Below are 22,892 nucleotides of genomic sequence, written 5' to 3' on the forward strand. Positions count from 1 at the left end.
CCTCGGGGGTGCCGGGCCCACGGCCCTGTCCGGTCCGCTGCCGCCGGTCAGCCCGCGCCGGCCCCGGTTTTCCTGGGCGGCAGCGGGAAGAAACCACTCGTACGGGCGGTGTACCCGGCGAAGCCGGGGCGGTCCGCCATATGACGTTCCAGCAGGCGCTTCCCACTGCCCTTGGTCAGCAGGAGGCTCATCACCACCGGGCTGACCAGGGTCGCCGCGGCGACCACCGGGTCGTCGCAGATGATCAGGAAGAGCCCCCACCAGACGCAGAAGTCCCCGAAGTAGTTGGGGTGCCGGGTCCAGCTCCACAGCCCGCGGTCCATGATGCGGCCCTTGTTCGCGGGATCGGCCTTGAACCGGGCGAGCTGCCGGTCCCCCACCGCCTCGAAGAGGAGCCCGACCAGCCAGAGCGCGCAGCCCGCGTACGCGACGGGGCCGAGCGGACCCGCCACGTACGGGGCGGCCACCACCGGCAGCGAGATCAGCACGACGAGGGCGCCCTGGAGCAGGTACACCATGCGCAGGGCGTGGAGGTTCCGGTTGCCGGGCGCCTTGGCGAGCATCGCCTCGTACCGCGCGTCCTCGCCGTGGCCCCAGCCGCGCGCGGCGATATGGCCGGCCAGACGCAGTCCCCACACCGCGGTCAGCACGGTGACCAGCAGCCGCCGCGCCCCGTCGCCGACGTCGCCGGCCGACACGGCGTACGAGACGAGCGCGACGGCCGTGAAGGCGAGGCCCCAGGCGATGTCCACGACCCGGTGCACCCCCTTGACCAGGGCGGCCGCGAAGGTGACGAGCATGACGGCGAGGGCCGCCGCCGCGGCGGCGCCGACCCCCTGTCCGAACTCCGCCCACGGGTAGCCGTTCACCGCTCCACACCGTCCTCGTACCACTCCCGGAGCGTGCCGGGCCGGTCGCCTCCGGGCATCCCGCTCTCCCCCGTGGCCGTCGGCCGTACGGCGAGGATCTGGTCGACGCCCATCCGGCGCTCCTCGAAGGCGAGCGCGGAGCCGGCCAGGTAGAGCCGCCAGACGCGGGCGGTCTGCACCCCGACCAGCGCGGTGAACTCGTCCCAGCGCTCCTCCAGGGTGCGGTGCCAGGCCCGGATCGTCCGTACGTAGTGCTCGCGCATCGCCTCCACGGCCCGTACCTCCAGGCCCGCGCCCTCCAGCAGCGACACGGTGTCGCCGAGCGGGCGCATGTGCATGTCGGGCGCGATGTACGACTCGATGAAGGCGCCGCCGCCGGGGGCCGTGGCGGACCGCGACATCTGCTGGACGAGGACCCGGCCGCCCGGCCTGGCCATCGCGTGCAGCAGGGCGGTGAAGGCGGGGTACTCGGCGTCGCCGACGTGTTCGCCCATCTCGACGGTGGACACCGCGTCGTAACCGCCGCCCTCGATGTCGCGGTAGTCGCACAGCCGTACCTCGACCAGCTCCTCCAGACCCCGCGCTCCGACCTGTGCCCTGACGTACTCGGCCTGTTCCGCGGCGAGCGTGACGGCGGTGACCCGGGCCTTGAACTCCTCGGCCGCGTACAGGGTGAGCGATCCCCAGCCGCAGCCGATGTCCAGCAGCCGCGCGCCGGGGCGCAGCGCGAGCTTGCGGCAGATCAGCTCCAGCTTGTCGCGCTGGGCGTCGGCGGGCCCGTAACCGGGTTCGTCGCGGGTCCAGTAGCCGCAGGAGTACGCCATGGTCCCGTCGAGCAGCAGGGCGTAGAAGTCGTTCGACAGGTCGTAGTGGTGGCTGATCGCGGCCCGGTCCCTGGCCCTGCTGTGTACGGAGCCGGTGAGCCGGGCCTGCGCGGCGGGCGCGGGCGGGCGCACGCCGACGGCGCCGAGGCGCACGGCGGTACGGACGGCCCTGACGCGGTCGCCGGCGGTGAGCCGGGGCGGGCGCGAGCCGCGGTCGCGTACCGCGCGCCCGAGGGTGCGCAGCCCGTCGGCGAGATCCCCCTCGATGTCCAGCTCGCCGGTGATGTACGCCTGGGCGAGGCCGAGTTCGTCGGGCTGCCAGACCAGCCGGCGCAGGGCGCGGCGGTCACGGATCACGACGACGGGCGCGTCCTCGGGGCCCGCGACGGAGCCGTCCCAGGCGCGCAGCCGCAGGGGGAGCCTGCCGCCGAGGAGCTGTCCGGCGAGGGCATGGAGCGGGTGGGCGGCGCCGGCGCGCGGACCGGCCTGCGCCACCGGGGCCCTCCGGGTGGATGTCATCGGGAGGTCTCCTTGGTCAGCACCATCTGCTGCACGTCGAGGTAGCCGGAGCGGAAGCCCGCTTCCGAGTAGGCGAGGTAGAAGGTCCACAGGCGGCGGAAGACGGCGTCGAAGCCGAGCGCGTCGACCCGCGGGGCCTGTTCGGTGAAGCGTTCGCGCCACAGGCGCAGCGTCTCGGCGTAGTGCGGGCCGAAGCCGTCGCGGTCGGTCACGCGCAGGGCGGTGCGGTCGGCGGTGATCTGTTCGATCGCCTCGACGGAGGGGCAGAAGCCGCCGGGGAAGATGTACTTCTGGATCCAGGTGTAGGTGTCGCGGGTGGCGAGCATCCGGTCGTGCGGCATGGTGATCGCCTGGAGCGCGATCCGGCCGCCGGGCGCGAGGAGCCGGTCGAGGGTCGTGAAGTACTCGGGCCAGAACTCGGCGCCGACGGCCTCGATCATCTCGACGCTGACGATGGCGTCGAACACGCCGTCCACCAGGCGGTAGTCGCACAGCTCGACGGAGACACGGTCCTCGAAACCGGCCTCGCGGATCCGGTCGCGCGCCAGATCGCGCTGTTCCCGCGAGAGGGTGACGGTACGGACGCGGGCGCCGCGGGCCGCGGCGCGCAGAGCCAGTTCGCCCCAGCCGGTGCCGATCTCCAGCAGCGAGGTGCCGGTGCCGACCCCGGCCTCGTCCAGCAGCCGGTCGATCTTGCGGTGCTGGGCGGCGGCCAGCAGCGAACGGTCGGCGGGGAAGCCGCGGAAGAGGGCCGAGGAGTACGAGAGGGTGTCGTCGAGGAAGAGCGCGAACAGGTCGTTCGAGAGGTCGTAGTGGCGGCTGATGTTGTCGCGCGAGCCCTCGGGGGTGTTGCGCTGCGCGCTGGGCTGCCGGGGCGCCCAGACGGCGCGGAGCCTCTGGAGCGGCCGGGGGACGAGGTCGGCGAGGCGTTCGGCCATGACGGTCAGTACGCCGACCAGGTCGTGGGCGTCCCATTCGCCGGCCATGTAGGACTCGCCGAAGCCGATCAGACCGCCCGCGCCGATCCGGCGGTGGAACGCCCTGGCGTCGTGGATCTCCATCAGCGGGCCGCCGAGGCCGATCGTCTCGCCGCCCTCGAACCGTACGCGCAGCGGAAGGCGTCCGAAGGCGTGCCGGACGAGCCGTTCCGCTATGGCGGTACGGGGCCACGAGCCGTGCGGCGGACGCGCGACGTCGGGCCAGCGCAGCGGGTCGGGGGCGGGGGCCGCGGCGGATGTCCGCGGCGCGGCGGGGCGGGGGGATCCGGGAGCGCCGGGGGACGGCGCGGAAGCCGGGGAGACGGACACGCTCACTGAAGACCCTTCTGGGGGTGGTGACGGGGACGGGGCTGGACGGGCAGCCCGCGCAGGTGGAGACGGATGCCGTGGAGCCGGATGCCGGCGGAGACGACGGCGGTGGACCAGGGGTGGCGCAGAGCGGCGCGCACCAGGGTCCTGGCGGTGGCGGGGCGGCGCTCACCGCGTACGGTCGCGGTGAACGGGCTTCCCTCGGGTCGGTCCAGACGGACCGTCAGGCTCAGCCGCTCGTCGGGTTCGGGCAGCCGCATGGTGTAGCCGCCGTCGACCGGGAAGAACGGCGAGACGTAGAACTCCTTGTCCACGGTGGCCCGGCCGGTGGCGTCCGGGCGCAGCAGGTAGCAGTGGCGCTCGCCGTAGGTGTTGTGGACCTCGGCGACGACGCACAGGGGTGTGCCGTCGGGCCGGTGGCACCAGAAGAGGCTGAGCGGGTTGAAGACGTGTCCGAAGACCCGGGCGTGGGCGAGCATCGTCACCCGGCCGTCGGCCAGGTCGATGCCCTCGGCGGCGAGGAACGCCGTCAGCCCGGCGCGGATGGTGGGCCGGGTCCCGCCGAAGTGGTCGCGCGCGTCGAAGCGGGCGAGGGGGCGCAGCGGGCGGGGCAGGTGCGGCGGCCGGTCGGGGTCGATCAGCCACATGTAGGTGCGCAGGCCGAGGGTGTGGCGGCGCGGCGCGGTCCTGACGTGGCGGACGTCGCAGGTGTAGAGCGCGGGCACGACGGAGGAGGGCGCGGTGGCGGGGACGTCGGCGTGGGCGCCGGCATGGGTGGTCACCACGTCACCCCCAGGGCCTCGGCGGCGGCCACGCCCGAGCGGCAGCCGTCCTCGTGGAACCCCCAGCCGTGGTAGGCGCCGGCGTACGCGGTGACCGGGCCGCTGAGCGCGGGCAGTTCACGCTGGGCGGCGACCGACTCCGGGGTGTAGACGGGGTGTTCGTAGACCATGCGGGCGAGGACCCGGTCCTGGTCGACGCGGTCCGCGCCGTTCAGGGTGACGACATGGGTCTCGGGGGCGTCGAGCCGCTGGAGCCGGTTCATGTCGTAGCTGACCCGTACCGTGTCGGCGCCCGCGTCGCAGGAGGGCATCAGGTAGTTCCAGGAGGCGCGGGCGCCCGCGCTGCGCGGCAGCACACCGGTGTCGGTGTGCAGCTGCGTGACGTTACGGGAGTACGGGAACACCCCGAGCACCCGGCGCTCGTCCTCGGTGGCGTCGGCGAGCAGCCGCAGCGCCTGGTCCGGGTGGACGGCGATGACCACCGCGTCGTAGCGCCGGGCGGTGCCGTCCTCGGCGGTGATCTCGACGCCGTCCGCGTGGCGGCGTACGAACCGTACCGGGGTGGCGGTGTGGACGGCGGCCAGCCGTTTGCCGATGAGGTCGACGTAGGCGCGCGAACCGCCGGTGACCGTCCGCCAGACCGGCGATCCCTTGATCGTGAGCAGGCCGTGGTGGTCCATGAAGCGGAACAGGTACCGGGCGGGGTAGCGCAGCGCGGTCCGCGCGTCGCAGGACCAGACGCAGGAGACCAGCGGGGTGAGGAAGTGCGAGAGGAAGTACGGGGAGAAGCGGCCGGCGGCGATGAACTCGCCGAGAGTCCGGTCCTCGCGCGAGGCGTCGTCCGTGGCGAGGAGCCGGCGGGCCGCCCGGTGGAAGCGGGGCACCTCGGTGAGCAGCCGCAGGTAGCGCGGGCTGAGCGCGTTGCGTGGCTGGGCGAAGAGACCGGCGGCGCCGCGGGCGCCCGCGTACTCCAGTCCGCAGCCGTCGCACCGGACGGACATGCTCATCTCGGACTCCTGGGTCTCCACGCCCAGTTCCCCGAAGAGCCTCAGCAGATTCGGGTAGGTGCGGTCGTTGTGGACGATGAAGCCGGAGTCGACGTGGTGCACCCGGCCGTCGGCCGACGGGACGTCGTGGGTGTGCGCGTGGCCGCCGAGCCGGTCGTCCGCCTCGTACAACGACACCTCGTGCGCGTCCCGCAGGACGTACGCGGCGGTCAGCCCCGCCACTCCGCCGCCCACCACGGCGGTACGCGGACGTTCCCCACTCATGCTGCTCCCTCGTCCTGGTGCGGCGATCGCCTTCGTCCGGCGATCCGGAGTCCCGCGCCCAGGTGCTGCGCGCGGCCCCTCCTTCACCGGCTATTCGAGGCGGGGCGAGCCGGGGATTGGTGGGCCGCGCGATCTTTCGAAGGAACCACCCTGGTCCGGGACCTGTGCTGCCGTCGGCGGTACTTCTTTTCATTCCTTCGGGCGTCCGACCAATCCGCCGTGCTTCCGGCCTCGAATGGCCGGTGTGAGCGAAGATCGGAAAGTGCCGGAACGAGAGGCCCGTCCGCAGGACGGTCCGACAGCGCGCCTGCTGCACCGTGGCCTCGGCGCGCTCGGCGGGCTGATCGCGGGCTTCTCCGCCCTCGCCGTGGCGGAACTCGCCGCGGCGGCGGTACGGCCCGAGGCGAGTCCGGTGACGGCGGTGGGCGGCGCGTTCATCGACCGCACTCCCCCGTGGCTCAAGGACTTCGCCGTACGGAACTTCGGGACCAACGACAAGCTGGTCCTCCAGCTCGGCATCCTGATCGTCCTGGCGCTCCTCGCCATGGCGGTCGGCGTCCTCGCGCTGCGCCACCGGCGGGCGGGTTCCGCGGCGGTTCTGGTCTTCGGGGTGATCGGCGCGGTGGCGGCGGCGAGCCGTCCCGGCGGCGGCCCCGCCGACGCCCTGCCCTCGCTCGTGGGGGCGCTGGTGGCCTGCGGGGTGCTGTATCTGCTGGCCGGCAAGCTCATACTCCGTCCGTCCCCCGCGGCTGGCGGGACGGGCGGTACGTTCGACCGGCGCGGCTTCGTGATCGCCGCGACGGCCGCGGTGGCGGCCTCGGCCGGGGCGGGCGCGCTCGGCCGCGGGCTCAACGCGTCCGGTGCGGCCGGCGCCGTGGCCTCCCGTAAGGACGTCGTCCTGCCGCCTCCGGCCTCGCCGGCCCGTCCCGTCCCGGCGGGCGCGGACTTGAGGATCCGCGGTCTCAGCTCGTTCACGACGCCCAACAAGGACTTCTACCGGGTGGACACCGCGCTGGTCGTCCCGCGGATCGATGCCACGAGCTGGCGGCTGAAGATCCATGGCAAGGGCGTCACCCGCCCTCTCACCCTCAGCTTCGACGACCTGCTCAGGCGCGCCCTGATCGAGCGGGACATCACGCTGACCTGCGTGTCCAACGAGGTGGGCGGCCCGTACGTGGGCAACGCCCGCTGGATCGGCGTACGGCTGGCGGACCTGCTGAGCGAGGCGGGCGTACGGCCGCCGTCGAAGGGCGGGCCCGCCGACCAGCTCGTGGCCCGCTCGGTGGACGGCATGACCATCGGCTCACCGGTCGAGACGGTCATGGACGGCCGGGACGCGCTGCTCGCCGTCGGGATGAACGGCGAACCGCTCCCGTTCGACCACGGCTTCCCGGTCCGGATGGTGGTGCCGGGGCTGTACGGCTACGTATCGGCCTGCAAGTGGCTCCAGGACCTGGAGCTGACCACGTTCGCCGACTACGACGCGTACTGGGTGAAGCGGAGCTGGTCGCGGAAGGCGCCGATCAAGACCGAGTCACGGATCGACACCCCGCGCCCCTTCGCCAGTCCGAAGCCGGGCACGATCCCGGTCGCCGGGGTCGCCTGGGCCCAGCACCGGGGCATCGCCCGGGTGGAGGTACGCGTCGACGGCGGAGCCTGGCACCCGGCGCGGCTGGCGGCCGAGGACACCCGGGACACCTGGCGGCAGTGGGTCTGGGAATGGCCCGCCACCAGCGGTAACCACACCCTTGAGGTCCGCGCCACCGACAAGGACGGCTACACCCAGACCGACAGACGTGTCGGCACGGTGCCCAACGGGGCGACCGGCTGGCACTCGGTGGTCGTCTCGGTCACCTGACCACCATCCGCGCGATCGCCTCACCCCCGAACCGATTCCACCTTCCCACCTCTCTCTACCCCCCTGTGCCCGCACTCCGGCGAGCACTGCCTTATCCAAGGAGATCCATCATGAACGCCACCCGTTTCCAGCGCGCCGCCATCGCCCTCGTCGGCGCCGCCGTACTGCCGCTCGCCCTCACGGCCTGCTCCAGCGACGACAGCAAGGACACCAAGTCCTCCGCCTCCTCCGCCGCCGAGACGCCCGAGACGCCGGCGGACGACGCCGCGGGCTCCGGGGACCAGCCCTTCGGCACGGCGTGTGCGTCGGTGCCGAAGTCAGGCGCGGGTTCCTTCGACGGCATGTCGAAGGACCCGGTGGCCACCGCCGCGTCGAACAACCCCGACCTCTCCACGCTGGTCACGGCGGTGAAGAAGGCCGGTCTGGTCGACACCCTGAACAACGCCAAGGACATCACCGTCTTCGCGCCGACCAACGAGGCCTTCGCCAAGATCCCGAAGGCCGACCTGGACAAGGTCCTCGCCGACAAGGCCACCCTGACCAAGATCCTCACGTACCACGTCGTGGGCGAGAAGCTCCCCCCGAAGGCCCTGGAGAGCGGCACCTTCCCGACCCTGGAGAAGTCCACCCTGACCACGGCCGGTTCGGGCGAGTCCTACACGGTGAACGACTCGTCGAAGGTCGTCTGCGGCAACGTCCCGACCGCCAACGCCACGGTCTACATCGTCGACACGGTCCTGATGCCGAAGATGTGACCCCGCCCGCGTGACCTGACGCACGGACGGGCCCGCGTTCCCCGGAGAGGGAGCGCGGGCCCGTCCGTGCGCTCCTGGCTCAGCCGACCGAGCTGTACGCGACCACTCCGCGCCGTACCGCGTCGACCGCCTTGCGGGCGTTCTTCGCGACCGTGCTGTTCTCGCGGGGGGCCGCCGCCGCGATCTGGCCGAGGACGTCGATGACCTGCTTGCACCAGCGCACGAAGTCACCGGCGGGCATCTCCGCCTCGCGCAGCACCTCGTCGAGCCCCTTGCCGGAGGCCCACATGTGGACCGGCCAGGCGAAGCCGAGGTCCGGCTCGCGCTGGCCCACGCCCTCCGTCTGGCTGATCTTGAGGTCTTCCTCCAGGGCGTCGAGCCGGCCCCAGATACGGACCATCTCGCCCAGCGCCGCCTTCGCGTCGCCCTCGGGGAGCTTGGGCGCCACCGCGTCGTCGGCCTGGCGGGCCTCGTAGACCAGGGCGGAGACGCAGGCGGCCAGCTCGGCCGGGGAGAGGCCCTCCCAGACCCCGTCCCGCAGGCATTCGCTGGCGAGGAGGTCCAGCTCGCCGTAGAGCCTGGCCAGCCGCTTGCCGTGCTCGGTGACCTCGTCGGCGCGCAGATAGTCCAGCTCGGTCAGGAGCGCGACGATCCGGTCGAAGGTGCGGGCGATGGTGTTCGTCCGGCCCTCGATCCTGCGCTCCAACTGGCGGGTGTCCCGCTGGAGCCGGTGGTAGCGCTCGGCCCAGCGGGCGTGGTCCTCGCGTTCGTCGCAGCCGTGGCAGGGGTGGGCGCGCAGCTCCGTACGGAGCCGGGAGATCTCCCGGTCATCGGCCGCCGCCGCCCGCTGCTTGCGGTGCCGCTCGGGCACGATGTGCCCGGCCTTCGTGCGCAGCGCGGACGCCAGATCGCGGCGCGACTGCGGCGAGCGCGCGTTGAACGACTTGGGGATCCGCATCCGCTCCAGCGCCTCCACCGGCACCGGGAAGTCCATCGCGGCCAGCCGCTTGACCTGGCGCTCGGCGGTCAGGACGAGCGGACGCGGGCCTTCCTGGTAGTCGAAGCCACGGTGGCCGTTGGCGCGCCCCGCGGTCAGCCCCGGCTCCAGGACGAGCGCGAGGCCCGCGAACTTGCCCGTCGGTACGTGGATGACGTCGCCCGGCTTGAGCCGCTCCAGCGAGGTGGCCGCGGCGGCCCTGCGCTGCGCCGCGCCCTGCTTGGCCAGATCCGTCTCGCGGTCCTTGAGGTCGCGGCGCATCCGCGCGTACTCCTCGAAGTCCCCGAGGTGGCAGGTCATGCCCGCCCGGTAGCCGTCGAGGCCCTCCTCGTTGCGCTGGACCTGCCGGGAGATCCCGACGACCGACCGGTCCGCCTGGAACTGGGCGAACGAGGTCTCCAGCAGCTCGCGCGAGCGGTGCCGCCCGAACTGCTGCACCAGGTTGACCGCCATGTTGTACGAGGGCCGGAAGCTGGAGCGCAGCGGATACGTACGGGTCCCGGCGAGCCCGGCGAGCGCGCCCGGGTCCAGGCCGCGCTGCCAGAGCACCACCGCGTGGCCCTCGACGTCGATGCCCCGGCGCCCGGCCCGCCCGGTGAGCTGGGTGTACTCGCCGGGGGTGATGTCGGCGTGCTGCTCGCCGTTCCACTTGACGAGCTTCTCCAGCACCACGGACCTGGCGGGCATGTTGATGCCGAGGGCCAGCGTCTCCGTGGCGAAGACCGCCTTGACCAGACCGCGGACGAACAGCTCCTCCACGATCTCCTTGAAGGTGGGCAGCATGCCCGCGTGGTGTGCGGCGATGCCCCGCTCCAGGCCCTCCAGGAACTCGTAGTAGCCGAGGACGTGCAGGTCCTCGCCGGGGATGGAGGCCGTACGCTCCTCGACGATCTCCCGGACCCGGCGGCGCGCCTCGTCGGTGTTGAGGCGCAGGCCCGCGTACATGCACTGCTGTACGGCGGCCTGGCAGCCGGCCCGGCTGAAGATGAAGGTGATCGCGGGGAGCAGCCCCTCCGCGTCCAGCCGCTCGATGACCTCGGGCCGGCCCGGTGTCCAGATCCTGCTGCGCTGGCGGCGCTCGCGCTCCCGGTCCGCCTCGCGGACCATCTTGCCGCGGCGGCGGTCACGCGGGTTGTACGTGCGCTGGTTCTCCATCCGGGCCAGCCGGACGAGGTCGGGGCTGACCTCGCGCTTGGCGACGCCCCGGCCGCCGTGGTCGGTCTCCTCCTCGAAGAGGTCGTACATCCGGCGGCCGGCCATCACGTGCTGCCAGAGCGGCACGGGCCGCTGCTCGGAGACGATCACTTCGGTGTCGCCCCGTACGGTGTCCAGCCAGTCACCGAACTCCTCGGCGTTCGACACGGTGGCCGAGAGCGAGACCAGGGTGACCGAGGCGGGCAGGTGGATGATCACCTCTTCCCAGACGGCGCCGCGGAAGCGGTCGGAGAGGTAGTGGACCTCGTCCATCACGACATAGCCGAGCCCGATGAGCGCCCGCGAGTTCGCGTAGAGCATGTTGCGCAGGACCTCGGTGGTCATGACGACCACCGGCGCGTCCGCGTTCACACTGTTGTCGCCGGTGAGGAGGCCGACCTTGTCGGCTCCGTACCGCTTGGCGAGGTCGGCGTACTTCTGGTTGGAGAGCGCCTTGATGGGGGTCGTGTAGAAGCACTTACGGCCCTCGGCCAGGGCGAGGTGCACGGCGAACTCGCCGACGATCGTCTTGCCGGAACCGGTGGGCGCCGCGACCAGTACGCCCTTCCCGGCCTCCAGGGCCTGGCAGGCCTCGATCTGGAAGGGGTCCAGGCCGAATTCGTACATCTCGCGGAAGGGCGTGAGCGCCGTGGCCCGCTCGGTGGCGCGGATCCGGGCTGCGGCGTACCGCTCGGCTGGTGAGAGGTCCTCTGTCATCTTGCGATCGAGCCTACCCGCCCCCTCTGACAGTCAGCCCGATCTTTAATCGTCTTTGGGCGTCACCGCTCCGTCTTCGGGCCGCGCCGCTCGGCCCGCACCGGTCAGGTGATGTCGTCGTACCCGTTCACCCGGTTGTTCCTGGCGCCGTCCGACTGTTCGGGCAGCGCGGGACGCGTCGCCACGGGTTCGATCTCGCCGATGTCCTCGGGCGTCAGGTCCAGGTCGGACGCCTCGTCGTCGCCGGGTCCCGCCGCGATGCGCGCCGCCTTGCGGCGGTCGTTGAGCAGGGAGATCCCCGTGGCGAAGAAGTACAGCACCCAGATCGGTACGGCCAGGGCGAGCATGGAGAGCGGGTCGGTGCTCGGGGTGGCGACCGCCGCGAAGATCGTGATGCCCAGGATCATGCCGCGCCACCAGCCGGCCATCCGCTTGCCCGTGAGCACTCCGCCGAGGTTGAGCATCACGAGGAGGAGCGGCAGCTCGAAGGCGAGGCCGAAGACGACCACCATGCGGGTGATCAGGTCGAGCAGATCGTCGAGCGGGAGCTGGTTGTCCAGGTCGGCGGGCGAGAATTCGAGAAGGACCCGCGCCATGGTGGGGAGCGTCTTGTACGCGAAGAAGCCACCGGCCAGGAAGAGCGGGAAGCCCGCGGCGACGAAGCCGAGGGAGTACTTCTTCTCGTTCTTGTGGAGCCCTGGCGCGATGAACGCCCAGAGCTGGTAGAGCCAGACCGGCGACGAGAGCACGACACCGGCCATCAGGGAGACCTTGAGGGCGAGGGTGAAGGGCGTGATCAGACCGTTGAGGACGATCCTCGCGCAGGTGCCGTCCTTCCGCTGGGCGAGGTCGGCGAAGCTCGCGTCGCACCCGACGGACTGCAGCACCGGGTTCGTGAAGAACTCGATGATCTCCTTGTAGGAGAAAGCCGCGACGATGGTCACGACGACGATACCGATGAGCGCCTTGACGAGCCGGTTGCGCAGCTCGCGCAGATGCTCGACCAGCGGCATCCGCCCCTCGGGGTCCGTCTCCTTCTTACGGGCGGACTTCAGCAACCCACGTCCTCATCTCGTGCGGCGGGCTGCCCCTCGTGGCAGTGCCCGCTCCGTCCCAGGTGGTGTCAGCGCTTGGTCGAGTCCGTCGGCTCGCTCACCGGGCGCGCACCCGCCACGTCACCGGGGAAAGCCTGGATCGTACGGGGCGCGGCCTGGTCCTGAGCGGGCTCGTTCGCCGGCTCGGCCGGGGCGGTCTGCTGTCCCTCGGACTTCATGGCCTTGGCCTCGCTCTTGAGGATGCGGGCCGACTTGCCGAGCGAACGCGCCATATCGGGAAGCTTCTTCGCGCCGAACAGGAGGATGACCACGACGAGGATGAGAATGATCTCGGGGGCACCGATCTTTCCGAACAGCATAAGTCTTTACCTTCTCACCGAGGCGGCACGGAACGGGCCTGCGTGGATAGGGCCGGACTTGTGTCCGACAAGTTGCCCAGCGATCGTAACGCGCAGGGGTGAACAGAGAGCAATCCCCGTGCGTACTTCAAGCGCGCGGCCCGCGCCTCGCTGCCCGGGCCACGCCGTGCAGCGTACCTCTCCGGAACCGCCCTGAGCAGGGGGCGTGTGGACTACCGCAGTGCGTCACCGGTGGCGGCGAGCCGCGTCGCGGACCTTTCCAGGTCCTCGGCGGCGAGGTTGATCCGCTCCGTGGTCGCGGCGACCTGGCGGCCGAGCCGCTGGGCTTCGAGGAAGACCCGGACGGCCAGGACGCCGAGCACCGCGATCCCGAGAAACCCCAGGGCGATGGCGATCATGGGCCAGAGCATGCGACTAGACCGCCCCGGGAAGGTCCTGGAGCGTGGAGTGCAGACGCATCGTCCGCACCCCGCCGCCCGTGAGGAGTTCGATGATGCGCTCACCGGCGGGCTTACGGACCGGGGCCTCGCACTCGGGACAGACGAAGGAGTAGAAGGTGGTGCGCCGGCTGGCCCCGATCGCCAGGCGCAGCGCGCCCGCCGACAGCTCGAAGGCGGCCCGGCATTCGGGGCAGGCCGCCCTGAAGAGGACCGGGACCACCGCCGAAAAACCAGACGGCCCAGACATTACCGACATATTTCCGTTTCTCCTTGTCCTCAGCCGTTCGCTCTCCCGTACGGTCACCGGCCCGGCGGGGTCACCCCCCCGTACGGGCCGGTCGGCACCGCCCGCCTGTCAGGTGTGGATCCCGTACGCCGCCAGCGCCTCGGCCGCGGCCCGCCGCGCGCTGTCCGCCAGCTCCGGCGGGGCGACGATCCGCCCGTCGCCGCCGAGCCGCAGCGCGAGCCGCCGCAGCGAGGCCGGTACGGGGGTCCGCAGCGTGATGCGCAGCCCTCCGTCGGGCAGCTCGACCGCACTGTCGTGCGGGTAGTACTCGGCGACCCACCGGCCGCCGGGTCCCACCTCGACGGTCACCTCGGGGTCGTCGGCCGACGGCTGCACCAGCCCCTCCGACAGGTCCCGCAGCTCCAGCTCCGGGGGTGCGGCCGGGGCGTCCAGCAGCCTGATCTCGGCCACCCGGTCGAGCCGGAACGTACGCCGCGCCTCGGAGAGCCTGCACCAGGCCTCCATGTAGGTGTGGCCCACGGCGAAGAGCCGGATGGGGTCGACCTCGCGCTCCGTCAGCTCGTCACGCGCCGGGGAGTAGTAGCGCAGCCACAGCCGGCGCCGCTCGGAGATGGCCCGGTCGACCTCGGCGAACACCCCGCCCTCGGACTCGAAGGTCACCGAGAGCCGGGAGCTGGCGCCCGCCGCCTCGCCGGCCGCGGCCTCCAGCTTGGCGGTGGCGCGGAGCAGCGCCTGCCGGTCGCCCTCGCGCAGCCCCGGCAGGGTGGCGACCGCGCGGGCCGCGACGAGCAGCGCGGTCGCCTCGTCGGCGGCGAGCCGCAGCGGTTCGGCGACATCGTCGGGGTTGTGCCACCAGATGCGGTCGCCGTCGGTGTCGATGTCCAGCAGGTCCCCGCCGCGGAAGCTCGTCCCGCACATGGGGAGGACGTCGAGGTCGGAGATCAGCTCGTCCTCGCTGATCCCGAAGGCGCGGGCGACATCGCCGACATGGGCGCCGGGGCGCTCCCGCAGATAGGTCACCAGCGAGAGCATCCGCCGGGTCTGGTCGATCGCGTTGGCTGCCACGGTGTGTCCGTTCCCCCTCAGCCCTTGGCCACGGCGCGCAGCCGGTCCAGGACGTCGGCCCGCAGATCCGCGGGCTCCAGTACGACGACGTCCGGGCCGAACTCCACCAGCCAGGCGTCCAGGCCGTGTCCGTACGGGATCTCCAGCTCGTCCCAGCCGTCGGCCGCGCTCCGGGTGGACAGGGCCCGGGAGCGCAGCGGGTAGCCGCAGCCGGAGCGGAGTCTGATCAGCGCGGAGCGGGTCGCGGTCTCCCCCGCCCAGCTCTCCACGGTCTCGCGTACGGTCACCACGTCGGGCACGGGCGCACCGAACGTACCGACGCGTGAGCGGACCCGGCCGGTGATCCGGGAGAGCCGGAAGACCCGCTCGGCGCCGCGGTCACGGTCCCAGCCGGCCAGGTACCAGTGGCCGCGCCAGCACTCCAGCGTCCAGGGCTCCACCTGGCGCTGCTCGGCGCGGGCGGCGTTGGCCTTGCGGTAGTCGAAGGAGACGGGGCGCCGGTCGCGGCAGGCGAGCATCAGCGGCTCGAAGGCGGCCTCATGGACGGGGATACGGGGTTCGAGGGCGCCGTGGTGGGCCTCGTAGCTGTCCTCGGCCTCGGGCATCCCGGCGGCGCGCAGCTTCTGGAGGGCGCCGCTCGCCGCGCCGGCCAGTCGCGCCTGCTGCCAGACCTTGGCGGCCAGGCCGAGGGCCGCCGCCTCTTCGGCGTCGAGGGTGATGGGGGGCAGCCGGTTGCTGTCGCGCCGGGCCAGGTAGCCGGTCTCGCCGTCGAGGTTCTCCACCGTCTCGATGACCAGGCCGAGTTCGCGGAGATCGTCCTTGTCCCGCTCGAACATCCGGTTGAAGGATTCGTCGGTGCCGGCTTCCAGGTACGCCTCGATGGAGCCACGCAGCTCGCGCTTGCTGAGCGGCCGCCGGGTCCCTAGCAGACACAGCGCCAGATTCATCAGCCGCTCGGCCTTGGCAATGGCCATCGACGCCTCGCACCCCTCGTTGATCGTGCCGCCTCCGCCCGCTGACCGTACCGTCCCGGGGTGTCGCGGCAAAGCCGAGGGTCCATGCCGTACGGCATGGACCCTCGGTGGGCCCGGCTCAGGCCGGACCGTTCCGTATCAGACGGAGACCAGATCGCAGACGAAGATCAGCGTCTCGCCCGGGGCGATGGCGGAACCGGCGCCGCGGTCGCCGTACCCGAGGTGCGGCGGGATGGTGAGCTGACGGCGTCCGCCGACCTTCATGCCCTGCACGCCCTTGTCCCAGCCCGCGATGACCTGGCCGGCGCCGAGCGTGAACGGAAGCGGAGCGCCGCGGTTCCAGGAGGCGTCGAACTCCTCGCCGGTGGAGAAGGCCACGCCGACGTAGTGGACTTTGACGTTGGCGCCTGCCGTGGCGACCGCTCCGTCACCCTCCCAGATGTCCTTGATCTCCAGGTCGGCCGGCGGCTCGCCGCCCGGGAAGTCGATCTCGGGCTTCTCGATGCTCACGTGAAACTGCTCCTCTAAATGATGAACGGTACAACCGGAACAGTCTTACACCTTCGCGAGGATGTCCACGGCGAAGACCAGAGTGGAGTTCTTCGGAATCCCCTGCTGCTCCTGGTCACCGAAGGCCTGGTCCGGCGGGATCACGATGAGGACCCTGCTGCCCACCTTCTTGTCGACGATGCCCGTCTTGAGGCCCTTCAGCGTGAGCTGCGGCAGCGGGAACGTCGTGGTGCGGCCGGTCTTGTACGTGCTGTCGAACTGCTTGGCGTCCTTCCAGAGGTACGCCGAGTAGTTCAGCACGACGGTGTCGGACGCCTTGACGACGTCGCCCTTGCTCTCCAGCACGTAGTCGGAGACCAGCTTCTTCGGCGGGTCGGTCCCCTTCGGGATGGTGACCTTGGGCTCCTTGCCGTCGTCGTTGGTGCCGACCTGCGGCAGCGCCTTGTCGTCCTGCGGGACCACGGCGCCCTTGGCGGAGGTGGGGACCTTGGTGGCCTTCAGGATGTCGACGACGAAGACCAGGGTGGAGTTGGGCTTGATGTCGCCCTGGCCCTGGGCGCCGTAGCCCAGCTCCGGGGGGATCCCCAGCTCGACGCGGCTGCCGACCTTCTGGCCTTCGAGGCCCTGGTCCCAGCCCTTGATGACCATGCCGGCGCCGAGGGTCAGATCGAACGGCTGCTTCCGGTCGAAGCTGTTGTCGAAGGGCTTGGCCGAGTTCCAGGCCTGGCCCAGGTAGTTGACCTGGACCGCGTCACCCTTCTCGACCTTCGCGCCGTCACCCTCCTTGAGGACATCGACCGTCAGCTTCTTCGGCGGATCCCCCTCCCCCTTGTCGAGGGTCGGCTTCTGTCCGAACTTGGCACCCTCGCTGATCGCGGGGAGTCCGTTCTTGGACGAGGTGGAGTCGGAGCCTCCGTCGCCACCGCAGGCCGCTGTCGACAACAGCAGCAGGGGGACGACGATCAGGCCGGCAAGTCGGCGCACGTGTTCCTCAGATCTCAGACGGCACAGTAGCTGCCCACTGTAGGGCGTGACAGGGGCCCCGTACGCGATACGTACGGGGCCCGGGCCGCATTCCACCAATGCGTGTCAGCCACCGGTTGACCGAGACGTTCACATACCGGCGATGAGCTTTTCCACCCGTTCGTCCACCGAACGGAACGGGTCTTTGCAGAGCACTGTGCGCTGTGCCTGGTCATTGAGCTTGAGATGGACCCAGTCGACCGTGAAGTCCCTGCGCTGTTCCTGTGCGCGGCGGATGAAATCGCCGCGCAGCCGGGCCCTGGTGGTCTGCGGAGGCACGGACTTGCCTTCGAAGATCTTCATGTCGTTGCAGATACGCGCGGCCTGGCCCTTCTTCTCCAGGAGGTAATAGAGCCCGCGGCGACGGTGGATGTCGTGGTAGGCGAGGTCTATCTGCGCGACCCGGGGATGCGACATGGTCATGTTGTGCTTGGCCCGGTACCGCTCGATGAGCTGGTACTTCATGACCCAGTCGATCTCCGTGGAGATCCGGTCGAGATCCTCGGCCTCGATCGCGTCGAGCGTACGGCCCCACAGTTCGAGGACCTGCTCCACGGTGCCGGTGCGGATGCCGCGGCGGTCCACGAAGTCCACGGCCTTCTCGTAGTACTCCCGCTGGACCTCCAGGGCGGAGGCCTCCCGACCGCTCGCCAGCCGTACCTTGCGCTGGCCGGTGAGGTCGTGGCTGACCTCGCGGATCGCCCTGATCGGGTTCTCCAGGGTGAGGTCACGCATCACCGTGCCCGCCTCGATCATGCGCAGCACGAGATCGGTGGCGCCGACCTTGAGCAGCATGGTCGTCTCGGACATGTTCGAGTCGCCGACGATGACATGGAGCCGGCGGTAGCGCTCCGCGTCGGCGTGCGGCTCGTCCCGGGTGTTGATGATCGGACGGGAGCGGGTCGTCGCGGAGCTGACGCCCTCCCAGATGTGCTCGGCGCGCTGGCTGACGCAGTAGACGGCGCCCCGCGGGGTCTGGAGCACCTTGCCCGCGCCGCAGATGAGCTGGCGGGTGACGAGGAAGGGGATGAGAATGTCCGCGAGCCGGGAGAACTCTCCGTGGCGGGCGACGAGGTAATTCTCGTGGCAGCCGTAGGAGTTTCCCGCCGAGTCGGTGTTGTTCTTGAAGAGGTAGACGTCGCCCGCGATTCCCTCCTCGTGCAGGCGGCGTTCGGCGTCGACGAGCAGGCCTTCGAGAATGCGCTCGCCGGCTTTGTCATGCGTGACCAGTTCGGTCACGTTGTCGCATTCGGGTGTCGCGTATTCCGGATGCGATCCCACGTCGAGGTAGAGGCGGGCGCCGTTCCGCAGGAAGACATTGCTGCTGCGGCCCCATGACACAACACGGCGGAAGAGGTAGCGCGCCACTTCGTCAGGTGACAGTCGGCGCTGTCCCCTGAACGTGCACGTGACGCCGTACTCGTTCTCCAGCCCGAAAATGCGGCGGTCCATGTCTGAACATTACGCCTGATGACCTGAGCTGAAACCGGGTTCGACCGCACCGCTTGGATCATTTTCCGTCGGAACGGTGTCCTCGGGCGCACCGCCGGGACGTGCGAGGACCCGCCGTGTGGCCAGCAGGACCAGCAGCGCGGCGGTGCCGGCGGCCCCCGCCACGCCGAAGCTCACGGAGGTGCCGCCGAGCTCGACGGCCGGGCCTGCCGCGGCCGTTCCGAGCGCGGCGCCGACGCCGAAGGTCGTCACGAGCCAGGAGAACGCCTCGGTGACGGTGCCGCGCGGCGCGTGCCGGTCCACGACGATGAAGGCGCAGGCGAGCGCGGGCGCGAGGAAGACACCGGCGAGGGCGGAGAGCGCGGTCATGGCGAGGATGCCGGGGGTGAGCGTCAGCGGCAGGTAGCAGAGGGCGAGCAGGGCCGTGATGGAGAGCAGCTGGCGTTCGGGGGTGTTCGTCCACCGCCGGGCGCCGTACACCAGTCCGCCCACCAGCGCGCCCAGGCCCAGGGCGGCCATCAGCCAGCCGTAGACGGACTCACGGCCGTGGTCGTCGGCGTACGCGACCCCCGCGACCGTGATGGAGCCGAGGGCCATCCCGATGAAGAGGAACGCGCCCAGCAGCGCGAGCAGTCCCGGCGAGCGCAGAGCGCCGAGCCAGTGCGCCTCGCGGGGCGCGGAGCGCCAGGCGCGGGAGGGCTCGGACAGGACGACGGAGAGCGCGCCGAGCACGCCGATCACGTTGATGACGAGCAGCGCGGCGGCCGGGGACCGGAGCGCGACCAGCAGGGTGACGAGAAGCGGGCCGACCGTGAACATGACCTCCTGGGCGATCGCGTCCATCGCGTACGCCCGGTGCACCCGCTCCTCGGCGCCCAGCACGCCGGGCCACAGCGCCCGCAGCCCGCCCTCCAGCGGCGGGGTGAACAGCCCGGCGACCGCGACGGCGGTGTACGCGAGGACCGGGGTGTCGATGCCCACGACGACGAGCAGGACGGCGCCCAGGGCCGACACGAGGGCGGCGGGGAGCTGGATCCGGGGCTGGCCGTACAGGTCCACCGCGCGGCCGAGCAGCGGCTGCCCCACGGCGTTGCCGATGCCGTAGACCGCCGCGAGGGCTCCGGCGAGGCTGTAGCTGCCGCCGCCCGCCCTCACGAGCAGGACGATGGCGATGGGGGCGGTGGCGTTCGGCAGCCGCCCCACGAGTGTGCCGGTGAGCAGCCGCGCGGCGTGCGGCGCCTTGATGATGTCTGCGTACCCGGTGGCTCCAGCGGCCATGGCCCGCCTCTCCCTGTTCCCCGTTTTCCCGGCGTGCCGGGTTTTACGTATAACGCCTTGGCTCATACGTACCATGTGCGCAGTACGCGGGTCCACCGCGATTCCCGCCCGCGTCGGAGAACGGCAGACATGACAGAGCACTCGGCCAGGCCCACCAGCAGGGACGTGGCCCGGGCCGCGGGCGTGTCCCAGGCCACCGTCTCCCTGGTCCTCGGCGACAAGTGGCGGGGCAGGGTCTCGGAGCGGACCGCCGGGCTCGTCAGGGAGGCGTCCCGCACCCTCGGCTACCGGCCCAATCTCGCCGCCCGCAATCTGCGCATGGGCACCACCAGAACGGCGCTGCTGGTGGTGCCCGCGCTGACCAACGAGTTCTTCGCCCGGGTCTACACCGGCGCGGCCGAGGTCGCCGCCGAACACGGCTTCGGGGTGGTCCTCTACCCCTCGCCCGAGGGGATGGGCCCCGCCAGGGACCCGTTCGCCTCGGCGCGGGCCGCGCTCGACGGGGTGATCGCCTCCTCGATGGCGACCGCCGCACTCGACGCGATCAGCGGCACGGACGGCGCGGATCTGCCGCTGGTGATGCTCGACAGCGATCCGCGAGCACCGGGAGCCGCCGCCCGGGTGAATGTCGACATCGCCGACGGCATGCGCCGGGTGACGGAGCATCTTCTCGGCCTCGGCCACCGGCGGCTGGTCCATCTCGCGTCCGCCGTCGACTCCTGGACCTTCCGGGTACGGGCCGAGGCCATCGCCACGGCGGTACGGAACGTGCCGGACGCGGCCGTACGGACGGTCTCCGCGCCCCTGGAGGTCGACGCGGGCCGGGAGGCCGCCGAGCGGGCCCTCGCGGCGCCGGGACCCCGGCCCACGGCCCTGGTCTGCGACGGCGACGTCCTGGCCGCGGGGGCCTGCAAGGCGGTACGGCGGCTCGGGCTGCGCGTGCCCGAGGACATCTCCGTCACCGGCTTCGACGATCTGGCCCTGGCGCGGGCGGTGGAGCCGGAGCTGACCACCGTGCGGCTCCCCGCGGAGCAGGTGGGGCGGCGCGGCATGGCGGCGCTGCTGCGCGTCCTGGACGGGCGGCGGCCGGAGACCGGCGACCTGCCGGTCACGCTGGTGGTACGGGGCTCCACCGCCCCGGCGCCACCGGCCACCGGCGGACGCTGAGAGCCGATGCCGGGGCCCCGGACCCTGGCGCGCCCGCGCCCCGGAGCGCGTGGGCGGTCCGGGGCACGGGCGGCGCGGCTACTTGCGGGGCGGCTACTTCTTGCCGGTGTCGTCCGGCTTGTCGGAGGCGGGCTTGTCGGAAGCCTCCGTGGCCGGGGCGCCGGTGTCCGGTGCGTCGTCCGCCGGGACGGCGGTCGCGCCGCCGGGCTCCTCGGTGTCCGAGGGGGCGTCCGTCGGGGTGGAGGCCGCTCCGTCCGCCTCCAGCAGCCGGGAGAGCTGCCGGCCGACGATCCGCTTGAACTTGCGCTGCTGCGGTCTCGTACGGTCCAGGACGGCCACTTCCAGCCGCTCGGCGGGGATCTCCCGCTCGCCGCCGTTGGTGTCCCGGGACAGCGCCTGTACGGCCAGCTTCAGCGCCTCGGCGAGCGACATGCCATCGCGGTGCCGCTGGTCGAGGAAGGTGCTGATCTGCTCGGAACTGCCGCCGACCGCGACCGAGCCGTGCTCATCGACGATCGAACCGTCGTGCGGGAGCCGGTAGATCTGGTCCCCGTCCGCCGTTGCGCCCACCTCGGCGACGACCAGCTCGACCTCGTAGGGCTTCTCGGCGGAGCTGGAGAAGATCGTACCGAGCGTCTGGGCATAGACGTTGGCGAGACCACGGGCCGTCACATCGTCACGGTCGTAGGTGTATCCGCGCAGATCCGCGTAACGGACACCGCCGATGCGCAGATTCTCGTACTCGTTGTACTTGCCGGCGGCCGCGAAGCCGATCCGGTCGTAGATCTCGCTGAACTTGTGGAGCGCGCGGGACGGGTTCTCACCGACGAAGACAATGCCGTCGGCGTACTGGAGCACTACCAGGCTGCGACCGCGGGCGATGCCCTTGCGGGCGTATTCCGCCCGGTCGGCCATGGCCTGCTGGGGTGAGACATAGAACGGCGTCGACACCGGCTATCCGTCCCTTTCTGTCAGTGGCATGTTTGTTCAGAAGAAGGGGCGTCAGAGCAGCGCGGCCCGCGGGCCGTCGGGCTGTTCGAGCCGGCGCTCCAGGATCGACCGGGCGATCTCGGCGGATTCGTCGTCGCCCAGCTTCCGGAAGCCTTCTTCGGTGATGACGGTGACGATCGGATAGATCCGGCGGGCCACGTCGGGGCCGCCCGTCGCCGAGTCGTCGTCCGCCGCGTCGTACAGCGCCTGGACGACCAGGGTGCACGCCTGCCGCTCCGTCAGGTCCTCGTGGTAGAGCTTCTTCATCGCCCCGCGGGCGAAGATGGACCCCGAGCCGGTGGACGCGTACCCCGGCTCCTCGGAGCGGCCACCCGTCACGTCGTACGAGAAGATGCGCCCCTTCCCGCGGTCCACGTCCCACCCCGCGAAGAGCGGTACGACGGCGAGGCCCTGCATGGCCATGGCCAGATTGCTGCGGATCATCGTGGAGAGCCGGTTGGCCTTGCCCTCCAGCGAGAGCTGCGCCCCTTCCACCTTCTCGAAGTGCTCCAGTTCGAGCTGGAAGAGCTTGACCATCTCCACGGCGAGCCCGGCCGTGCCCGCGATGCCCACGGCCGAGTACTCGTCGGCCGGGAAGACCTTCTCGATGTCGCGCTGGGCGATCATGTTGCCCATCGTGGCCCGCCGGTCACCGGCGAGCACCACACCGCCGGGGAAGCTCACGGCGACGATCGTCGTGCCGTGCGGTGCCTCGACCGCGCCCTGCAAGGGCGGCAGGACGCGCTTGCCGGGCAGCATCTCCGGCGACTGGTGGGAGAGGAAATCCATGAACGAGGACGAGCCGGGCGTCAGGAAGGCCGCCGGTAGACGCCCGGTGTTACGAGGGTTGGCTTCCACACGTTTCCTTCCGGATGGGCGGCGGCCCGCTCGGGCCGGGCCGATCTTCAGTCTGTGCACGGACCTTACCCGCGCCGTCGCCGGTCATCCGCCCCGGTGCGACCGGCTTTCACCGGTGGCCCCGGGGACGGACGACGGAGCCTACTGACCGCCCTTTTGGACGAAGGACCGCACGAAGTCCTCGGCGTTCTCTTCGAGGACGTCGTCGATCTCGTCGAGGACGGAGTCCACGTCGTCCGACAGCTTCTCCTGGCGCTCCTTGAGGTCCTCGGATGCCTGCGCTTCCTGCGCCTGCTCCTCGGTCTCCTCCGTGGAACGCGTGGCCTTCTGCTGCCCGCCGCCGGTGTCCTTGGTCGCCATAACCCTCACCCCGCTCGGTTC

At 71.3% G+C, this 22,892-nt stretch carries 22 protein-coding genes; 3 read left to right on the forward strand and 19 right to left on the reverse strand.

Translation table 11 applies throughout. The features are described from left to right. Window positions 1-47: 47 nt before the first annotated feature. Genes ACFXPL_RS33340 through ACFXPL_RS33360 form a run of 5 tightly spaced genes read right to left on the reverse strand, consistent with a single transcriptional unit; the run spans window position 48 to window position 5,572 of the window. Window positions 48-869 (reverse strand): DUF1295 domain-containing protein, encoded by an 822-nt coding sequence (locus ACFXPL_RS33340; protein WP_384926706.1) that lies wholly within the window; start codon window positions 867-869, stop codon window positions 48-50. Further along, window positions 866-2,212: a class I SAM-dependent methyltransferase gene (locus tag ACFXPL_RS33345; RefSeq protein WP_384926708.1), complete on the reverse strand. Its 1,347-nt coding sequence runs from the start codon at window positions 2,210-2,212 to the stop codon at window positions 866-868. The genes ACFXPL_RS33340 and ACFXPL_RS33345 overlap by 4 nt, the downstream gene beginning before the upstream one ends. Continuing rightward, window positions 2,209-3,525 carry a class I SAM-dependent methyltransferase gene (locus ACFXPL_RS33350; protein ID WP_384926710.1) on the reverse strand — a complete coding sequence of 439 codons (1,317 nt, stop codon included), beginning with the start codon at window positions 3,523-3,525 and terminating at the stop codon, window positions 2,209-2,211. The genes ACFXPL_RS33345 and ACFXPL_RS33350 overlap by 4 nt, the downstream gene beginning before the upstream one ends. Further along, on the reverse strand, window positions 3,522-4,244 hold the full coding sequence (locus tag ACFXPL_RS33355; RefSeq protein WP_384926760.1) for a DUF1365 domain-containing protein: 723 nt from the start codon (window positions 4,242-4,244) through the stop codon (window positions 3,522-3,524). Before ACFXPL_RS33355 ends, ACFXPL_RS33350 begins: the two co-directional genes overlap by 4 nt. A 53-nt stretch (window positions 4,245-4,297) precedes the next feature. Next, a complete protein-coding gene (locus ACFXPL_RS33360) occupies window positions 4,298-5,572 on the reverse strand; it encodes an NAD(P)/FAD-dependent oxidoreductase (RefSeq protein ID WP_384926712.1) in 1,275 nt (424 codons plus the stop codon). Between the two features lie 235 nt (window positions 5,573-5,807). Here ACFXPL_RS33360 and ACFXPL_RS33365 point away from each other — a divergent pair, with 235 nt between their 5' ends. After that, a complete protein-coding gene (locus tag ACFXPL_RS33365) occupies window positions 5,808-7,430 on the forward strand; it encodes a molybdopterin-dependent oxidoreductase (protein ID WP_384926714.1) in 1,623 nt (540 codons plus the stop codon). A 110-nt stretch (window positions 7,431-7,540) separates the two neighbouring features. Continuing rightward, window positions 7,541-8,185 (forward strand): fasciclin domain-containing protein, encoded by a 645-nt coding sequence (locus tag ACFXPL_RS33370; RefSeq protein ID WP_384926716.1) that lies wholly within the window; start codon window positions 7,541-7,543, stop codon window positions 8,183-8,185. A 79-nt stretch (window positions 8,186-8,264) separates the two neighbouring features. Here the strand turns inward: ACFXPL_RS33370 and ACFXPL_RS33375 are convergent, their stop codons facing one another. The 11 genes from ACFXPL_RS33375 to ACFXPL_RS33425 all read right to left on the reverse strand — a co-directional run bounded on the left by ACFXPL_RS33375 (window position 8,265) and on the right by ACFXPL_RS33425 (window position 19,496). Continuing rightward, entirely contained in the window at window positions 8,265-11,093 is a 2,829-nt protein-coding gene (locus ACFXPL_RS33375; RefSeq protein WP_384926718.1) for a DEAD/DEAH box helicase, read from the reverse strand. A 104-nt stretch (window positions 11,094-11,197) separates the two neighbouring features. Beyond that, window positions 11,198-12,151: a twin-arginine translocase subunit TatC gene (gene tatC, locus ACFXPL_RS33380; protein WP_384926720.1), complete on the reverse strand. Its 954-nt coding sequence runs from the start codon at window positions 12,149-12,151 to the stop codon at window positions 11,198-11,200. A gap of 65 nt (window positions 12,152-12,216) precedes the next feature. Beyond that, window positions 12,217-12,507 (reverse strand): Sec-independent protein translocase subunit TatA, encoded by a 291-nt coding sequence (gene tatA, locus ACFXPL_RS33385; RefSeq protein ID WP_384926722.1) that lies wholly within the window; start codon window positions 12,505-12,507, stop codon window positions 12,217-12,219. Between the two features lie 212 nt (window positions 12,508-12,719). Then, a complete protein-coding gene (locus ACFXPL_RS33390; RefSeq protein ID WP_384926724.1) occupies window positions 12,720-12,917 on the reverse strand; it encodes a hypothetical protein in 198 nt (65 codons plus the stop codon). Window positions 12,918-12,921: 4 nt separating this feature from the next. Continuing rightward, window positions 12,922-13,203, reverse strand: coding sequence for a hypothetical protein (locus ACFXPL_RS33395; protein WP_384926726.1), 282 nt, complete (start codon window positions 13,201-13,203; stop codon window positions 12,922-12,924). A 99-nt stretch (window positions 13,204-13,302) separates the two neighbouring features. Continuing rightward, window positions 13,303-14,259, reverse strand: coding sequence for a helix-turn-helix transcriptional regulator (locus ACFXPL_RS33400; protein ID WP_384926728.1), 957 nt, complete (start codon window positions 14,257-14,259; stop codon window positions 13,303-13,305). A 17-nt stretch (window positions 14,260-14,276) separates the two neighbouring features. Then, on the reverse strand, window positions 14,277-15,233 hold the full coding sequence (locus ACFXPL_RS33405; protein ID WP_384926730.1) for a helix-turn-helix transcriptional regulator: 957 nt from the start codon (window positions 15,231-15,233) through the stop codon (window positions 14,277-14,279). A gap of 138 nt (window positions 15,234-15,371) precedes the next feature. Continuing rightward, on the reverse strand, window positions 15,372-15,743 hold the full coding sequence (locus tag ACFXPL_RS33410) for an FKBP-type peptidyl-prolyl cis-trans isomerase (protein ID WP_384926732.1): 372 nt from the start codon (window positions 15,741-15,743) through the stop codon (window positions 15,372-15,374). Between the two features lie 45 nt (window positions 15,744-15,788). Then, complete coding sequence (locus tag ACFXPL_RS33415) at window positions 15,789-16,727, reverse strand: FKBP-type peptidyl-prolyl cis-trans isomerase (protein ID WP_384926734.1); 939 nt, start codon at window positions 16,725-16,727, stop codon at window positions 15,789-15,791. A gap of 129 nt (window positions 16,728-16,856) precedes the next feature. Further along, a complete protein-coding gene (pafA, locus tag ACFXPL_RS33420) occupies window positions 16,857-18,218 on the reverse strand; it encodes a Pup--protein ligase (protein ID WP_384926736.1) in 1,362 nt (453 codons plus the stop codon). A gap of 9 nt (window positions 18,219-18,227) precedes the next feature. Then, window positions 18,228-19,496 (reverse strand): MFS transporter, encoded by a 1,269-nt coding sequence (locus ACFXPL_RS33425; protein WP_384926738.1) that lies wholly within the window; start codon window positions 19,494-19,496, stop codon window positions 18,228-18,230. A gap of 129 nt (window positions 19,497-19,625) precedes the next feature. Here ACFXPL_RS33425 and ACFXPL_RS33430 point away from each other — a divergent pair, with 129 nt between their 5' ends. After that, the gene (locus tag ACFXPL_RS33430) at window positions 19,626-20,663 is read left to right on the forward strand and encodes a LacI family DNA-binding transcriptional regulator (RefSeq protein ID WP_384926740.1); all 1,038 of its coding nucleotides are present in this window, start codon (window positions 19,626-19,628) and stop codon (window positions 20,661-20,663) included. A gap of 93 nt (window positions 20,664-20,756) precedes the next feature. Here the strand turns inward: ACFXPL_RS33430 and prcA are convergent, their stop codons facing one another. The 3 genes from prcA to ACFXPL_RS33445 all read right to left on the reverse strand — a co-directional run bounded on the left by prcA (window position 20,757) and on the right by ACFXPL_RS33445 (window position 22,871). Beyond that, window positions 20,757-21,614: a proteasome subunit alpha gene (gene prcA / locus ACFXPL_RS33435; protein WP_384926742.1), complete on the reverse strand. Its 858-nt coding sequence runs from the start codon at window positions 21,612-21,614 to the stop codon at window positions 20,757-20,759. A gap of 51 nt (window positions 21,615-21,665) precedes the next feature. Further along, window positions 21,666-22,511 carry a proteasome subunit beta gene (prcB, locus tag ACFXPL_RS33440; protein ID WP_384926744.1) on the reverse strand — a complete coding sequence of 282 codons (846 nt, stop codon included), beginning with the start codon at window positions 22,509-22,511 and terminating at the stop codon, window positions 21,666-21,668. 141 nt (window positions 22,512-22,652) lie between these two features. After that, on the reverse strand, window positions 22,653-22,871 hold the full coding sequence (locus ACFXPL_RS33445) for a ubiquitin-like protein Pup (protein ID WP_030754525.1): 219 nt from the start codon (window positions 22,869-22,871) through the stop codon (window positions 22,653-22,655). Window positions 22,872-22,892 lie beyond the last annotated feature (21 nt).

This window comes from Streptomyces sp. NPDC059092 (assembly GCF_042756365.1).
In the GTDB taxonomy this organism is placed as follows: Bacteria; Actinomycetota; Actinomycetes; order Streptomycetales; family Streptomycetaceae; genus Streptomyces.

Coding starts and splice junctions, on each gene's coding strand:
- ACFXPL_RS33345 (WP_384926708.1), bottom strand. CDS start 2,212: ATGACATCCACCCGGAGGGCCCCGGTGGCGCAGGCCGGTCCGCGCGCC.
- ACFXPL_RS33360 (WP_384926712.1), bottom strand. CDS start 5,572: ATGAGTGGGGAACGTCCGCGTACCGCCGTGGTGGGCGGCGGAGTGGCG.
- ACFXPL_RS33365 (WP_384926714.1), top strand. CDS start 5,808: ATGGCCGGTGTGAGCGAAGATCGGAAAGTGCCGGAACGAGAGGCCCGT.
- ACFXPL_RS33370 (WP_384926716.1), top strand. CDS start 7,541: ATGAACGCCACCCGTTTCCAGCGCGCCGCCATCGCCCTCGTCGGCGCC.
- ACFXPL_RS33375 (WP_384926718.1), bottom strand. CDS start 11,093: ATGACAGAGGACCTCTCACCAGCCGAGCGGTACGCCGCAGCCCGGATC.
- tatA (WP_384926722.1), bottom strand. CDS start 12,507: ATGCTGTTCGGAAAGATCGGTGCCCCCGAGATCATTCTCATCCTCGTC.
- ACFXPL_RS33390 (WP_384926724.1), bottom strand. CDS start 12,917: ATGCTCTGGCCCATGATCGCCATCGCCCTGGGGTTTCTCGGGATCGCG.
- ACFXPL_RS33395 (WP_384926726.1), bottom strand. CDS start 13,203: ATGTCGGTAATGTCTGGGCCGTCTGGTTTTTCGGCGGTGGTCCCGGTC.
- ACFXPL_RS33405 (WP_384926730.1), bottom strand. CDS start 15,233: ATGGCCATTGCCAAGGCCGAGCGGCTGATGAATCTGGCGCTGTGTCTG.
- pafA (WP_384926736.1), bottom strand. CDS start 18,218: ATGGACCGCCGCATTTTCGGGCTGGAGAACGAGTACGGCGTCACGTGC.
- ACFXPL_RS33425 (WP_384926738.1), bottom strand. CDS start 19,496: ATGGCCGCTGGAGCCACCGGGTACGCAGACATCATCAAGGCGCCGCAC.
- ACFXPL_RS33430 (WP_384926740.1), top strand. CDS start 19,626: ATGACAGAGCACTCGGCCAGGCCCACCAGCAGGGACGTGGCCCGGGCC.
- ACFXPL_RS33445 (WP_030754525.1), bottom strand. CDS start 22,871: ATGGCGACCAAGGACACCGGCGGCGGGCAGCAGAAGGCCACGCGTTCC.